Consider the following 13239-nt stretch of genomic DNA (forward strand, 5'->3'; position numbering starts at 1 on the left):
CTATTTGTGCGGAAACCGATGCGGATCCATCATGGATGCATGGATCTGCAGAGTGTGCGGTGGTTCCTCGCGGTCGCCGAGCAGGGGCACGTGACGAACGCCGCGTCCGAGCTGCGCGTCTCCCAGCCCGGGCTGTCGCGCGCCATCGCCCGCCTCGAACGCGAGCTCGGCGTCCCGCTGTTCGACCGGGTCGGCCGCGGCGTCGCGCTGAGCCGGTACGGGCGGGTGTTCGCCGAGCACGCGCGGCGGCTCGCCGCCGAGGAGGAGGCGGCGCGGCGCGCGCTCGCGCAGGCCGCCGACCCGGAGCGCGGCGAGGTGTCGCTGGCGTTCCTGCACACGCAGGGCCCGTCGTTCGTCCCGGACCTGATCCGCCGGTACCGGCGCGACCACCCCGGCGTGGCGTTCCGGCTGAGCCAGGACAACTCCGAGCGGCTCGCCGCGATGGTCCTGGACGGCCGCGCCGACCTCGCGATCACCAGCCCGCCGCCGGCCGCCCCGTCGCTGACCTGGCACCCGCTCGTCACCGAGCGGCTGGAGCTGGCCGTCCCGGCCGACCACCGGCTGGCGGCGCGCGGCAGTGTCCGGGTGCGGGACGTGCTGGACGAGCCGTTCGTCGCCTTCCGGCAGGGCACCGGGCTGCGGGCGCTGACCGAGGAGCTGTTCGAGGCGTGCGGGGCGCGGCCGCGGGTCGCGTTCGAGGGGGAGGAGCACTCGACGGTCCGGGGGCTGGTCGCGGCGGGGCTCGGGGTGGCGATCGTGGCGCCGCCGCCGGCCGGCGAGGACGTCCCGGGCGTCCGGCACCTCGCGCTCGCCGACCCCGGCGGCGTCCGGACGATCGGCCTGGTCTGGGCGGCGGAGCGGACGCGCCCGCCGGTGGTGGAGGGGTTCCGGGCGTTCGTGCTGGAGCGGGGCGGTGAGCTGCGCGGGTCCGCTAACTGACTCGTCAGTCACTTCGGTACAGTGAACCGAGCCTGATTCTGTTGCCGGACCCGTGCCCCCGCGCGGGGCCCGCCGAGAAGGGAAGTTGCGGATGCGGACTGGACTTCAGGGCAAGACCGCCCTGATCACCGGGGCCTCCCGGGGCATCGGGAAGGCGATCGCGGTCGCCCTCGCCGCCGAGGGCGCCAATGTCGTCATCTCCTCCCGCAAGCAGGAGTCGCTGGACGCGGTCGCCGAGGAGATCCGCGCCGCCAGCCCCGGCGTCGGCGTGCTCCCCAAGGCCGCCCACGTCGGCCACGCCGACGAGGCCGCCGCCTGCGTGGACGCCGCCGTCGCCGAGTTCGGCGCCGTCGACGTCCTGGTCAACAACGCCGGCACCAACCCCTACTTCGGCCCGATGGCCGACATCGAGCCCGCCGCCGCCGCCAAGACCGTCGAGATCAACCAGTTCGCGATCGTGCAGTGGACCCAGCTGGCCTGGCGCGCGTCCCTCCAGGAGCGCGGCGGCGCCATCATCAACATCGCCTCCGTCGGCGGCATGGTCACCGAGCACGGCATCGGCTACTACAACGCCACCAAGGCCGCGGTGATCCACCTCAGCCGCCAGTTCGCGGTCGAGCTCGCGCCGAAGGTCCGCGTCAACTGCATCGCCCCCGGCCTGGTCAAGACCCACCTCGCCCGCGCCCTGTGGGAGAACAACGAGGAGCAGATCGGCAAGCACATGCCGCTCGGCCGCATCGGGGAGCCCGAGGACATCGCCAACGCCGCGGTGTTCCTCGCCGGCGACGCCTCGTCCTGGATGACCGGGCAGACCCTCGTCGTCGACGGCGGTTCCACCGTCCGGCCATCGATCGCCTGAGGAGGGCGCACATGTCTCGCTGGGGACTGACCATTCCGCTGACCGGCGTCCCGCTCGCCGAGCACCGCGAGATCGTCGCGGGCCTGTCCGAGCTGGGCTACACCGACGCCTGGTCCGCCGAGACCAACGGCACCGACGCCTTCACCCCGCTCGCGCTGGCGTCCCAGTGGGACCCGGCGCTGCGCCTCGGCCCCGCGATCGTGCCGGTCTACACCCGCGGCCCCGCGCTGCTGGCCTCGCACGCCGCCACCCTCGCCGACCTCGCGCCCGGACGGTTCGTCCTCGGCATCGGCACCTCGTCCGACACGATCGTCGAGCGCTGGAACGGCATCCCGTTCACCGAGCCGTACAAGCGCACCCGCGACACCCTCCGCTTCCTGCGCAAGGCGCTCGCCGGCGAGAAGGTCAAGGAGGACTACGAGACCTTCTCGGTCAAGGGCTTCAAGCTGGAGAACGCCCCCGCGACGCCGCCGCCGATCGTGCTGGCCGCGCTGCGCCCCGGCATGCTGCGGCTCGCCGCCCGCGAGGCCGACGGCGCCATCACCAACTGGCTCGCCCCCAAGGACGTCCGGACGGTCCGCGGCGTCCTCGGCGACGACCCGGAGCTGGTCGCGCGGCTGTTCGTCTGTCCGACCGACGACGCCGAGGAGGCCCGCGGGATCGGCCGCTGGATGATCGCCGCGTACATGAACGTGCCCGTCTACCGGGCGTTCCACGAGTGGCTCGGCCGCGGCGAGGCGCTGCGCCCGATGAACGAGGCGTGGGCCGCCGGGGACCGCAAGAAGGCCCTGGAGGTCATCCCGGACGAGGTCGTCGACGACCTGATCGTGCACGGGTCGCCGGAGGCGTGCCGGGCGCGGATCCGCGAGTACGCCGACAACGGGCTCACCACCCCCGTCCTGGCGATCGTCCCGGGCGGCGGGCTGTCGCCGGCGGAGGCCGTGCGGGCCCTCGCCCCGAACGCCGGCTGAGACGCGGATCCGGCGCCGCCGGGCCGGGGATCCGTCGCTCTTCGCGGCCGAAAGTTCGCTCGCCGTGAGGGTTTGCCGCACCGCGCAGTGGGGAGGGTGAGGCAGACCCCCATCCGAAACGAACCCCATGAGACGTGAGGAGCTGATCGTGCTCACGCTGACCAGCGGTGCCGTCCAGGTCATCAATACCGTGACCGCCAGCCCGGAGCTTCCGCCGGAGACCGGCATCCGCATCGAGTCCGGAGTCGATGGCTCGGACGCGCTGCGGCTCTCGGTGGCACCCGCCCCGGAGGCCGGAGACCAGGTCGTCGAGGAAGAGGGCGCCAAGGTCTACCTGGAGCCGAGCGTCGCCCAGCTGCTGGACGACAAGACCCTGGACGCCCAGGTCGACCCGCAGGGCGACGTGGCGTTCACCATCGCCGAGGGAACGGCCATGTGACGTGACCGCCCGCCCCCGGGCGGGCCCGAGACGAGGGGCCGGGGTGCCGATCCGCGCGATCGGCGCCCCGGTTTCGTCCTGTCAACGGACGGCCGCCACCACGGCGACCACGGCGAAGACGAACGCCGCGGTCGTCAGCACGAGGAAGGCGGCGATCACCGCGCAGGCCAGCCCGCGCGGCTGGTCGCGCCAGGTTCCGTAGCGGTCGCGCACCTGCCGGTCCAGCTCCCTCCGCCGCGCCCGGCGCCTCTCGTCCTCCGGGTCCTGCGATGGCGGCGTCGTCACGGTCGCCAGTCTGGCAGAACCCGCCTCGCGGAGCGGCCCGGGCTCAGCCGTTCTCCGGGAACGACGGGTGGGGGCCGAGCGCCCAGTACTCGAACAGCCCGTGGCCCGTCGCGGCGTCCCCCGGGGCCGCGCCGTCCAGGTACTCGTAGCGCCCGACGGCGTCGACCATGCCCCACATACGGGCGGCATCGTCCGGTTTGCGGGTGTCGTAGGTGACGCCCTGGACCTTCAGATCGGGCCCCTGGTACATGCCGTGCTTCCAGTCGGGCTCCAGCCCGTACCCGGTCCCGACCATGAGGTGGACGGGGAGAATGGGTGTCGCGCGGACCTCGAACGGCTCACCGCCCGGGGGAGCGAACCGTAGCGTCGCCGCCACCACGTCCCGCGTCCCCTCCGCGTACTCCGGCCGGTACTCGGGACGGCCCAGGTACTCGGGCTCGCGGCCGTCCGGCCAGACGCGCGTCGCCTCCTCCAGCAGCCGGCGGCCCTTCTCGTCCTCCTGGAGGATGCAGAGGATCGAGTGGTCCTCGAACTGCATCGGCGCGTACAGCCAGTAGAACGTCCCGGCGTTCTTCACCTGGATGCCGGGCGGTTCCGGTTCGCCGACCGGGCGGATCCCCCAGGAGCGGTCGCGCGAGCCCCACCAGTGGTCCGGCGTGACGTCGATGGTCTCGCCCTCGACGGTGATCGTGCCCGTCCAGCGGCCCGTCTGGGCGAGGCGCCGCGAGTCGAACACCACCCGCTCCTGCCAGCGCAGGTAGTGCGGCGGCTCCAGCGTCGCCGGGATCGCTCCGTCCCAGGTCAGGTCGAACGACAGGCCGTGTCCGGTCTCGTCGAGGACGACCCGCAGCCGCTTCAGCCCCTCGATCACCTCGACGCGGAACGGCCCGACCGACGTGTCCATCCGGTCGTTCCCGAGCTCCCGCGACGCCCGGACGACCTTGTGCAGCGGCCCCCGCCGGATCACCGCGAACGCGTCCATCACCCCGAGGTTCGGGTACTGCCCGACCCCGATGAGCATCATCATCTCGTCCGAGCAGGGGTGGACGTTGAAGTAGTAGCGGTCGTAGAAGTTGCGGTCCGACGTCGTGACGTGCCGCATCACCTCGGGAGCCTGGTGGATCGGGTAGTCGTCGAGCGGCGAGAGGGTCACGTGTCGCCTCCGAGGATGCGCGCGAGCAGCTGCGTGCAGTTGTTGTTGTAGGGGAAGTCGGAGTCCTCGCCGATCCAGCCGAAGTCCACCATGGCCTGGCCGATCCGCGCCATGATCACCGAGAACTTGAAGCCGGAGAGGATCTCGTAGTACGGCATGTCCCGGACCGGCCGCCCGAGCAGCTCCTCGTAGCGGGCGATCGTGTCGGCGTAGGACGGGAACCCGTCCAGCCGGGCGGCGCCGACGCCCTCGGAGTGGTGCCGGTCCAGGAACATGAACCAGGCGAGGTCCTCCTCGGGGGCGCCGAGCATCGCCGTCTCCCAGTCCAGGACGGCGGCGGGCGCGCCCGACCGAAAGATCACGTTGCCGATGCGGGCGTCGCCCCACAGCGCGACCGGCGGGTCCGGCTCCTCGGGGCGGTTCGCCTTCAGCCACTCCAGGGCCTTCAGCGCCGTCTCCTGCGGGCCCTTGTACGCCCAGTGCAGGTAGTGCTCGTAGTAATTGAGGCGCTGCTCCAGGCCCGGCGCGCCCCACTCGGGCATGTCGAGGAAGCCGAGGCCGAGCTCGCCGACGTCGAGCCGGTGCAGCCGCGCGATGATCTCCAGCGTGGACCACCACATCGCGGCCCGCTCCCCGGGCGCGATCTCGGTCACCCAGCCGTCCATGTGGTACGGCGGCATGTCGGTCGGGACCCGGCCGTCGATCCGGCCCATCACGAAGAACGGGGCGCCCAGCACGGCGTCGGACGGCTCGTACCAGCGGATCGGCGGCACCGGGATGTCGGTGCGCTCGTCCAGGATCCGCATCAGCCGGTACTGCTCCTCGAAGCGCGGCTCGGGGAAGATCTGGTAGTTCGCGGGCGCGACCCGGGCGACGTAGGGCTCGCGCCTCGTGGTGCCGTCCTCGGTCCACTCGGCGTCGAACATCAGGGTCTCGCTGGAGAAGCCGCTCGTCTGCGGCGTCTCCAGGTGGGGGATCGCGGCCCCGGGCAGCCGCTCCCCGAGCCAGTCCGCCAGGGCGGTCCGGGTGATCTCGGGATCGCGTTGGTCGGGAACGGGCATTCGCCGCCTCCTCGGTCCGGTGCACGCCCGAACTAGAACGCGTTCTAGTGGCGTTCACCGTGTTGTATCAGCGGTGATAGCGCCGGTCAATGGTCCGTTCACCGGACCCGCGTGGAAAACTGGCGGAATGCGTCTCACCAAGCTCGGCCACGCGTGCGTGCGGCTCACCGAGGACGACCGCACCCTCGTCATCGACCCCGGCGGCCTCACCGGGGACGCCGACCCCTACGCCGGGGCGCGGGCCGTCCTCGTCACCCACGAGCACTTCGACCACTTCGACGCCGACGGCCTGCGCAAGGCCATGGCCGCCGACCCGGCGCTCGAGGTCTGGACGTCCCGGACCGTCGCCGAGAGCCTCGCCGACCTCGGCGGGCGCGTCCACCAGGTCGGCCACGAGGACGCCGTCACCGTCGCGGGCTTCGACGTCCGCGTCTACGGCGAGGACCACGAGATCATGCACCCCGACCTGCCGCCGATCCCGAACGTCGGCTTCCTCGTGGACGGCGAGGTCTTCCACCCCGGCGACGCGCTCACCGTCCCCGGCGAGCGCGTCCCGACCCTGTGCCTGCCGGGCAACGCGCCCTGGATGCGGGCCGTCGACCTGTACGAGTACACCCGCGCCGTCCGCCCGGAGCGCGCCTTCGCGATCCACGACGGCCTGCTCAACGAGGTCGGCCTGTCGGTGATGGAACGCGTTCTCACCGGCGCCGGCGAGGAGCTCGGCCGGGAGTTCCGCCGCCTCGCCCCCGGCACCACCGTGGATCTGGCCCGCCCGTGAACCGTCCGCACCCCCCGGCCCCCCGGTCCATCCAGGCGGTCTTCTTCGACATCGGCGAGACGCTGATCAACGAGGGCGAGATCTACGGCCGCTGGGCCGACTGGCTCGGCGTCCCGCGGCACACGTTCCTCACCAAGCTGGGCGCGATCCTCGCCGCCGGCGGGAGCCACCAGGACCTGTTCGAGTACTTCCGGCCCGGGTTCGACCTGGAGGCCGAGCAGAAGCGGCGCGCGGCGGCGGGCGTGCCCAACGGGTTCGGCCCGGATGACCTGTACCCCGACGCGCGGGCCTGCCTGGCGTCGCTGCGCGAGCAGGGGCTCTACGTCGGGATCGCCGGGAACCAGCCGGTGGAGGCGGCCGAGCAGATGGAGGCCCTCGGGCTGGACGCCGACGTCATCGGCATCTCCGACGTGTGGGGCGTCCAGAAGCCGGCGACGGAGTTCTTCGAGCGCTGCGCGCAGATCGCCGACGTGCTGCCGGACCGCGTCCTGTACGTGGGGGACCGCATCGACAACGACGTGCGGCCCGCCGTGGCGTTCGGGATGCGGGCCGCGTTCCTGCGGCGCGGCCCCTGGGGCCACATCCAGCAGGACGACGAGGCGCTCGCCGAATGCCTGTTCGTCCTGGACGACCTGGAGGACCTCCCCGCGCTCGTCGCCCGGCACAACGCCCCCTAGGGAAGATCCCGTACCCCTCGAGAGGGACGGGCAAAGGGTTCGGAAGGGGGATGTCGGGCAGGATGCCCGGTTCGTAGCGTGAATGGTGTGGCCGCAAGAAGCGCGGCACACGGGCCGGGAGGCCCGCGTTCACGGATCGACGGATCGGGGAGAGAAGAAACATGAACGGCCTTTATCGTCCGCGCCACGGCCGGATCATCGCCGGCGTCTGCGCCGGGCTGGCACAGCGGTTCGGCATGGCGCCGTGGACCGTCCGGCTGCTCGCCCTGCTGTCCTGCCTGCTGCCGGGCCCGCAGTTCGTCGTCTACCTGGTGCTGTGGGTCATGATGCCGAGCGAGGACCGGTACGTCGCGCGCGCCCACTGAGTCAGCGCGCACTGATCAAGATCATCGGAATGGCTCGACCGGGCCCGCCCTTGGGTGTTAGATCGGTGCACAGCATCACAGGGGCGGCGGCACCGCACGAGCGGGCGGCTCCGCGGCCCCGAGGAGGGAGCCGTGGTGCCGGAGCAGGGCCCGGGTCCGGGACGGGCGGCGGAGCACGCCGCCCCGGAGGCGGCGGGCGTCCGGCGGGACCCGGCGGCCGGGGACGCGGCGGACGCCGGATCCGCGCTCGACGCGGCGCAGGCCGCCGAGCGCGCCGCGCGCCTGCTCGGCCACCTGCGCGACCTCGCGCGGTCCCGGCGGCGGCCGTCCCGTGACCTGGCCGACCACGAGCAGGTCCACTGGCTCGCCGACCTGCCGGGGGACGTGTACGTCGAGACCGACGCCGGCCCCGGCGACGTGCTGTTCAGCGTCCCCGTCATCCCGCTGAGCCCGCCCGCCGTGCTGGAGGAGTTCGACGGCTGGCTCGGCCTGCGGCACTGGTACCGGATCCTGCGCGACCTCGCCGACCACGACGTCGTCCTCGCCGCCGGCCTGTTCGCCTGGCGCCCGCCCGGCGCGCCGCCCGTCCACGACCACCTGCTCGGCACCCCCGTCCGGATCGCGCTGGACGAGCGCACCGAGCGCATCGACGTCGTGCTCGCCGGGCGCACCGCGCTGCGCGACCGCGAGCTGCTCGCGGGCACCCCCGGGTTCCGGCCCGCCGACTGGCTGTCCGACGCCGTCCAGGCCGGGCAGGGGTTCGGGCTCACCGCCTCCGTCGGCGACGTCCTGCGCAAATGGTGCGCGACCGCGATCAGCGGCACCGTCGACTACCGGGAGGACTGGGCCGCCGAGGGCAGCCCCACGCCCGTCCCGCGGCTCCGGCTCGCGCCCGCCCTCGTCGTGCGGCCGCCCGGCCGCGAGGCCGCCGCCGACTACTGCAACCGGCTGATCGGCCTGCTGCCCCGGGGCGTCCCCGACGGGCTCGCCCGGTTCGTCGACCCCGGCCGCCGCCCCCAGGTCATGCACGTGCCCGAACGCACCCCGCAGACGGTGCCCGACCTGCTCACCGGGCTGCTGGTGCGCGGCCACCGGGTCCTCGTCGCCACGTCCGGCGCGTCCGCGTCCGCCGCGCTCCGCGCCGCCCTCCCGGCCGACCTCGCCGGCCTCACCGTCGCCGACCCCGCCACCGCGGCGCAGGCCGCCGACGCCGTCCGCGCGCGCGCCGCCGCGCCCGTCCCCGACATCACCGACCTCGCCGAGAAGCAGGCGCAGGCCGAGCAGGACGTCGCCGAATTGACCGAGCACCTGCGCAGCGGCTCTGTCGCCGACCTCGGGTCCGGCTACCGGGGTGCGCGCGGCGAGCTCGCCGAGCGGCTCCGCGCCGAGGCGCCCGGCCTGTCGTGGATGCCCGTCGCCCCCGACCTGCCGCCGACGCCGCCGATCTCCGCCGCCGAGGCCGCCGAGCTGGTCGTGCTCCTCGCCGACGAGACCCCGGAGCGCAAGGCCCGCACCGCCCAGCGCGACGTCGACCCCGGCACCCTGCCCAGCGCGCCCTACGTCCGGACCCTCATCGAGGCGGAGGCGGTCGCCGCGGCCCGCGTCCAGCGGTCCGAGACCGACCTGTCGCGGCGGCTGCGCGCCCACGACGTCACCCTCCTCGCCCGCCTCGACGGCGCCGCGTCCAACGTCGGCGCCGCCCTCCGCGACCTCGGCCTCGACGGCCACCCCGGCGGCTGGAACCCCGCCGACCTCGCCGTGCGCGCGTTCGCCGACGCCCTCGCCCACCGCCGCCCGCTCGTGTGGGCCCGGGTCGCCGAGATGGCCGCCCGCGCCGGCTGGGCCGAGCGCGCCCTCGGCCGCATGGGCGGCCACCGCGTCGGCCTCCCGCCCGGCGAGCTCCACCTGCGCCGCCTCGCGTCCGCCGCCCAGGACCTGCGCAACCACCTCGCCGAGGGCGGCAGCCTCAAGCGCGGGCCGCTGCGGTCCGCCGCGCAGAAGCAGGCGGACGCGCTGCTCGCCGGCATCACCGTCGACGGCGAGCCGCCCGCGACCGCCGAGGCCCTGGAGCTGGTCTTCACCGACCTCATGATCCGGATGACCTGCCAGGAGCTCCAGTACGTCTGGGAGGCCGCCGGGATCTCCTTCCCCGCCGACCTGCCGCCCGCCGACCGGGTCGCCCGGTTCGTGCGCGCCCACGCCCGGCTCGAACGCGTCCACCAGGCCGTCCCGTACGTCGACGAGACCCGGGGCCTGCTCGACCGCGCCGGCCTCGCCGTCCCGCTCAGCCATCCGCTCCAGTGGTACGGCTACGTCGCCGCCCTGGAGAGCGCCTTGGAGGGGCTCGGCGTCAACCGCGCCGCCGCCGACCTCGACGCCCTCCGCGACTCCATCGGCCCCGCCGGGCCCGGCGCGCCGCCCGAGCTCACCGCCGCCCGCGCCGCCATCGACGCCCGCGACGCCGACGCCTACGGCCGCTGCCTCGGCGCCCACGCCGAGGCCCGGCACGAGCGCGCCCTCCAGCTGCGCTGCGAGGAGCTCCTCGACCGCGTCCGCGCCGTCCACGCCGACCTCGCCAACCTCCTGCTCGCCACCGACGGCGACGAGGCATGGCACACCCGCACCCGCCACTGGGACGACGCCTGGGCGTGGGCCCGCGCCTCCGGCCGCCTCGCCGAGACCGCGCTCTCCCCGACCGAGCAGCGCCTCCGGGCGTCCCTGAACGCCGCCGAGGAACGCCTCCGCGCCTCCAGCGCCGCGCTCGCCTCCGCCCGCGCCTGGGCCGCCGTCCGCGCGGCGCTTCCTCCGGCGCCCGCCTCGCCGCTCGAGACCGTCCCCGCGTGGATCGTCCCGCTGTGGCGCATCCCCGACACCCTCCCGCCGAGCCCGGACGCCTTCGACGCCGTCATCGTGGACGGCGAGCAGGACGCGGGCGCCGAGGCGCTCTTCCTGCTCTGGTTCGCGCCCCGCACCATCCTCGTCGGCCCCGCGGGACCCGACCTCCCGGCTCCCGAGGGCCCGCCGCCCGCGACGCCGCTGCCCGCCTCGCTCCACGACGCCGTCAGCCCGACCGCGTCCCTGTTCAGCCTCCTCGCGCCTCCTCCCGAGCCGGAGCAGGGCCGTCCCAGGCACGCCCGCTCCAAGGCCGACGCCCCTCGCGCCGCCGACGCTCCTCGCGCCGCCGACGAACCCGCGCCTCCCGGCCGCCATGCCCGCCCTCCGGGCGACCCGCCCGCTCCTCGGCCTGACGTCCGTGAAGGGGGCACGGCACCGCCGCGCCCGCCCGACGCTCCGCAGCGGATACCGCAGCAGCGCGGGGCCGGCGGGTACCCGCCCGGGCAGGCGGGGCCTCCCGCCCCGGCGCGGCGTCCGGACGTCCGCCAAGAGGGTGCGGCGGGCCCGGGACCCAGCGGGCCCCCGCGCTGGCCGCTGGACCCCGGCCCCGGCGGTCGCCCGCCTGCACAGGCGGGGCCGCCCGCGCCCGCGCGACGCCCTGACGCGCGGGAGCAGGAGCCCCGGAGGGACGTCCCGCGCCGGCCGCCGCAGGAGAGCGCACCCGAGCCCCCCGCCGAGCGCGCGGGCGCCGGGGGACCGCAGGGGGAGGGGCCCCGGATCCGGCGCGGGCGGTCGATCGCGACGTACCGGCGGCCCGAGCTGATCGAGATCGTCGCGCGCGTCGCCGAGCACGAGCCCGACCTCACCGACGACCAGCTCGTCGATCTGGTGAGCCGCCTGCTGGCCTGCCCGGAGGACGAGGCGCTGCTCGTCGGCGCGCGCCTGCGGTACGCGGTGGAGGTCTACCGGGAGCGGTCGGCCGGGTAGGCCCCCGCCGGCGCCCGGTGACCGAGCGGCGCCGCCCGGTCAGCGGGTGCGGGAGCCGTACGCGGGGCCGAACACCACGAGGAGCGCCCGGTCCTCGGTGACGTCGGTGAACCGGTGCTCCTCGCCCGCGGGCGAGGGTAACCGGCGGGTCAGGGCACCGACAGGACGATCTTGCCCTGGATGTGGCCGCCCTCGGCGCGCTCGTGCGCCTTCGCCGCGTCGGCCAGGTCGTAGACGGAGTCGATGCCCGCGCGGAGGGACCCGTCGGCGAGGAGGGCGGCGAGTTCGGCCATCTGGGCGCCGTCGGAGTGGACCTGGCCGCCGCGGAACTCGATGCCGCGGCGGGCGGCCTCCTCGCGGTGGTAGTCGCCGTGGAACACGGGGCTGATCGTCCCGCCGTCCTTGACGGTCTTGAGGAAGCGGTGGGCGTCCGGGCCGCCGACGGTGTCGATGACGAGGTCGACGTCGCGGACGGCGTCCTCGGCGGCGGTCGCGGTGTAGTCGACGTACTCGTCGGCGCCGAGGCCGCGGAGGAAGTCCTCGTGCCGGGACGAGGCGACCGCGATGACGTGGGCGCCGCGGGTCTTGGCGAGCTGGACGGCGAAGTGGCCGACGCCGCCCGCGGCGCCGTTGACGAGGACGGTCTGCCCCTCGGGCAGCCGCACGTGGTCGAACAGGTACTGGTAGGCGGTCAGCCCGGCCATCGGGACGGCGGCGGCCTGCACGTGGTCGACGCCGTCGGGCTTGCGGGCGAGGTGCGCGGCGGGCGCGGTCGTGTACTCGGCGTAGGCGCGGCCGCCGTCGTCCAGGCTGGGGAAGCGGATCAGGCCGAAGACGGCGTCGCCGACGGCGAACCCGGTGACGCCGGGTCCGACGGCGGCGACGACCCCGGAGGCGTCGGAGCCGGGCGTCCAGGGGAACGGGATCCGGGGGCGCTCGCCGCCGGGGAACAGCTCGGCGGGGATGTTCGAGTAGCCCCTGCGGGCGTACCAGTCGGGCGGGTTGAGGCAGGCGGCGTGGACGCGGATCAGGACGTCGCCGGGGCCGGGCTCGGGGACGGGCACGTCGTCGAGGACGAGGACGCCGGGGTCGCCGTGGCCGTGCGCGCGGATCGCTTTCATGGGTAACCTCCAGAGAAGTGGAGCACTGCTCCGGAATAGTAACCGGAGCAGTGCTCCGATTGTCAACGCCCTAGGATGCGGAACATGACGCGTGCGCTGCGGGCCGACGCCCAGCGGAATCGGGAGCGCATCCTGGACGTGGCGACCGCGGTCGTGGCGGAGCAGGGGACCCAGGCGTCGCTGCGCGACATCGCGCGTCGCGCCGGGGTCGGGATGGGCACGCTCTACCGGCACTTCGCGACGCGCGAGGAGCTGCTGGAGGCGCTGCTCGGCGGGCGGTTCGACCGGCTCGCGGACCGCGCCGAGGCGCTGCGGGACGCGCGCCCGCCCGGGGAGGCGCTGGCCGCGTGGCTGCGGGAGTTCGCGTCGGGGGTCGCCGCCTACCGGGGGCTCGCCGCGTCCCTGGTCGCCACGCTGGAGGACGACACCACGGCGCTGCACGCGTCCTGCGGGCGCATGCGGGCGGCGGGCGCCGACCTGCTCAGGCGGGCGCAGGAGTCCGGGGACGTCCGCGAGGACGTGGACGGCACCGACCTGTTCGCCCTGCTCGGCGCGGTAGCGTCGATCGCCGACACGGCGCCGTCCCTCGCCGCGCGCCGCGACCACCTGCTGGGGCTGGTGATGGACGGGCTCGCCGCGCGGCGCTGAAGTGGGATTTCCCGCCACTCGCCGTATTCGGTCGTTGGTTGTCTGTACAAAGGTCCCTGTGACGGGGTGGGACGAGGGCGCGCGGGCGAGGCTGCGGGCGGCCGTGGCGCGCGGCGACGCC

General features: G+C 74.8%; 13 protein-coding genes. 9 read left to right on the forward strand and 4 right to left on the reverse strand.

Annotated elements, in window-relative coordinates:
* Nucleotides 1-39 precede the first annotated feature (39 nt).
* The 4 genes from ABZ914_RS12830 (at nucleotide 40) to ABZ914_RS12845 (ending at nucleotide 3208) form a co-directional block, all read left to right on the forward strand.
* The gene (locus tag ABZ914_RS12830; RefSeq protein WP_500193123.1) at nucleotides 40-939 is read left to right on the forward strand and encodes a LysR family transcriptional regulator; all 900 of its coding nucleotides are present in this window, start codon (nucleotides 40-42) and stop codon (nucleotides 937-939) included.
* A 91-nt stretch (nucleotides 940-1030) separates the two neighbouring features.
* A complete protein-coding gene (locus tag ABZ914_RS12835) occupies nucleotides 1031-1798 on the forward strand; it encodes an SDR family oxidoreductase (protein WP_190865829.1) in 768 nt (255 codons plus the stop codon).
* Between the two features lie 11 nt (nucleotides 1799-1809).
* Nucleotides 1810-2769 carry an LLM class F420-dependent oxidoreductase gene (locus ABZ914_RS12840; RefSeq protein ID WP_190865827.1) on the forward strand — a complete coding sequence of 320 codons (960 nt, stop codon included), beginning with the start codon at nucleotides 1810-1812 and terminating at the stop codon, nucleotides 2767-2769.
* A 127-nt stretch (nucleotides 2770-2896) separates the two neighbouring features.
* Nucleotides 2897-3208: a Fe-S cluster assembly protein HesB gene (locus tag ABZ914_RS12845; RefSeq protein WP_194737570.1), complete on the forward strand. Its 312-nt coding sequence runs from the start codon at nucleotides 2897-2899 to the stop codon at nucleotides 3206-3208.
* An 81-nt stretch (nucleotides 3209-3289) separates the two neighbouring features.
* On the opposite strand, the gene ABZ914_RS12850 is transcribed toward ABZ914_RS12845, so the two are convergent.
* The 3 genes from ABZ914_RS12850 to ABZ914_RS12860 are packed head-to-tail and all read right to left on the reverse strand — an operon-like array spanning nucleotide 3290 to nucleotide 5707.
* Complete coding sequence (locus ABZ914_RS12850) at nucleotides 3290-3493, reverse strand: hypothetical protein (protein WP_190865825.1); 204 nt, start codon at nucleotides 3491-3493, stop codon at nucleotides 3290-3292.
* A gap of 43 nt (nucleotides 3494-3536) precedes the next feature.
* Nucleotides 3537-4646: an Rv3169 family protein gene (locus tag ABZ914_RS12855; protein WP_500193124.1), complete on the reverse strand. Its 1110-nt coding sequence runs from the start codon at nucleotides 4644-4646 to the stop codon at nucleotides 3537-3539.
* The gene (locus tag ABZ914_RS12860) at nucleotides 4643-5707 is read right to left on the reverse strand and encodes a phosphotransferase family protein (RefSeq protein ID WP_500193125.1); all 1065 of its coding nucleotides are present in this window, start codon (nucleotides 5705-5707) and stop codon (nucleotides 4643-4645) included. Before ABZ914_RS12860 ends, ABZ914_RS12855 begins: the two co-directional genes overlap by 4 nt.
* Before the next feature lie 127 nt (nucleotides 5708-5834).
* Between ABZ914_RS12860 and ABZ914_RS12865 the strand changes: the two genes are divergently transcribed.
* The 4 genes from ABZ914_RS12865 to ABZ914_RS12880 all read left to right on the forward strand — a co-directional run bounded on the left by ABZ914_RS12865 (nucleotide 5835) and on the right by ABZ914_RS12880 (nucleotide 11349).
* Nucleotides 5835-6485, forward strand: a complete 651-nt coding sequence (locus tag ABZ914_RS12865) for an MBL fold metallo-hydrolase (protein ID WP_500193126.1) — start codon at nucleotides 5835-5837, stop codon at nucleotides 6483-6485.
* Nucleotides 6482-7162: an HAD family hydrolase gene (locus tag ABZ914_RS12870; protein WP_500193127.1), complete on the forward strand. Its 681-nt coding sequence runs from the start codon at nucleotides 6482-6484 to the stop codon at nucleotides 7160-7162. Before ABZ914_RS12865 ends, ABZ914_RS12870 begins: the two co-directional genes overlap by 4 nt.
* Before the next feature lie 161 nt (nucleotides 7163-7323).
* Complete coding sequence (locus tag ABZ914_RS12875) at nucleotides 7324-7527, forward strand: PspC domain-containing protein (RefSeq protein WP_190865817.1); 204 nt, start codon at nucleotides 7324-7326, stop codon at nucleotides 7525-7527.
* 132 nt (nucleotides 7528-7659) lie between these two features.
* Entirely contained in the window at nucleotides 7660-11349 is a 3690-nt protein-coding gene (locus ABZ914_RS12880) for a hypothetical protein (RefSeq protein ID WP_500193128.1), read from the forward strand.
* 149 nt (nucleotides 11350-11498) lie between these two features.
* Here the strand turns inward: ABZ914_RS12880 and ABZ914_RS12885 are convergent, their stop codons facing one another.
* Nucleotides 11499-12470 carry an NADP-dependent oxidoreductase gene (locus ABZ914_RS12885; RefSeq protein ID WP_500193129.1) on the reverse strand — a complete coding sequence of 324 codons (972 nt, stop codon included), beginning with the start codon at nucleotides 12468-12470 and terminating at the stop codon, nucleotides 11499-11501.
* A gap of 84 nt (nucleotides 12471-12554) precedes the next feature.
* Between ABZ914_RS12885 and ABZ914_RS12890 the strand changes: the two genes are divergently transcribed.
* Complete coding sequence (locus ABZ914_RS12890; RefSeq protein WP_241756337.1) at nucleotides 12555-13118, forward strand: TetR/AcrR family transcriptional regulator; 564 nt, start codon at nucleotides 12555-12557, stop codon at nucleotides 13116-13118.
* Nucleotides 13119-13239 lie beyond the last annotated feature (121 nt).

The sequence above is a fragment of the Spirillospora sp. NPDC046719 genome (assembly GCF_040645715.1).
Classification (GTDB): Bacteria; Actinomycetota; Actinomycetes; order Streptosporangiales; family Streptosporangiaceae; genus Spirillospora.

Coding starts and splice junctions, on each gene's coding strand:
- ABZ914_RS12830 (WP_500193123.1), top strand. CDS start 40: ATGGATCTGCAGAGTGTGCGGTGGTTCCTCGCGGTCGCCGAGCAGGGG.
- ABZ914_RS12835 (WP_190865829.1), top strand. CDS start 1,031: ATGCGGACTGGACTTCAGGGCAAGACCGCCCTGATCACCGGGGCCTCC.
- ABZ914_RS12840 (WP_190865827.1), top strand. CDS start 1,810: ATGTCTCGCTGGGGACTGACCATTCCGCTGACCGGCGTCCCGCTCGCC.
- ABZ914_RS12845 (WP_194737570.1), top strand. CDS start 2,897: ATGAGACGTGAGGAGCTGATCGTGCTCACGCTGACCAGCGGTGCCGTC.
- ABZ914_RS12860 (WP_500193125.1), bottom strand. CDS start 5,707: ATGCCCGTTCCCGACCAACGCGATCCCGAGATCACCCGGACCGCCCTG.
- ABZ914_RS12865 (WP_500193126.1), top strand. CDS start 5,835: ATGCGTCTCACCAAGCTCGGCCACGCGTGCGTGCGGCTCACCGAGGAC.
- ABZ914_RS12875 (WP_190865817.1), top strand. CDS start 7,324: ATGAACGGCCTTTATCGTCCGCGCCACGGCCGGATCATCGCCGGCGTC.
- ABZ914_RS12885 (WP_500193129.1), bottom strand. CDS start 12,470: ATGAAAGCGATCCGCGCGCACGGCCACGGCGACCCCGGCGTCCTCGTC.
- ABZ914_RS12890 (WP_241756337.1), top strand. CDS start 12,555: ATGACGCGTGCGCTGCGGGCCGACGCCCAGCGGAATCGGGAGCGCATC.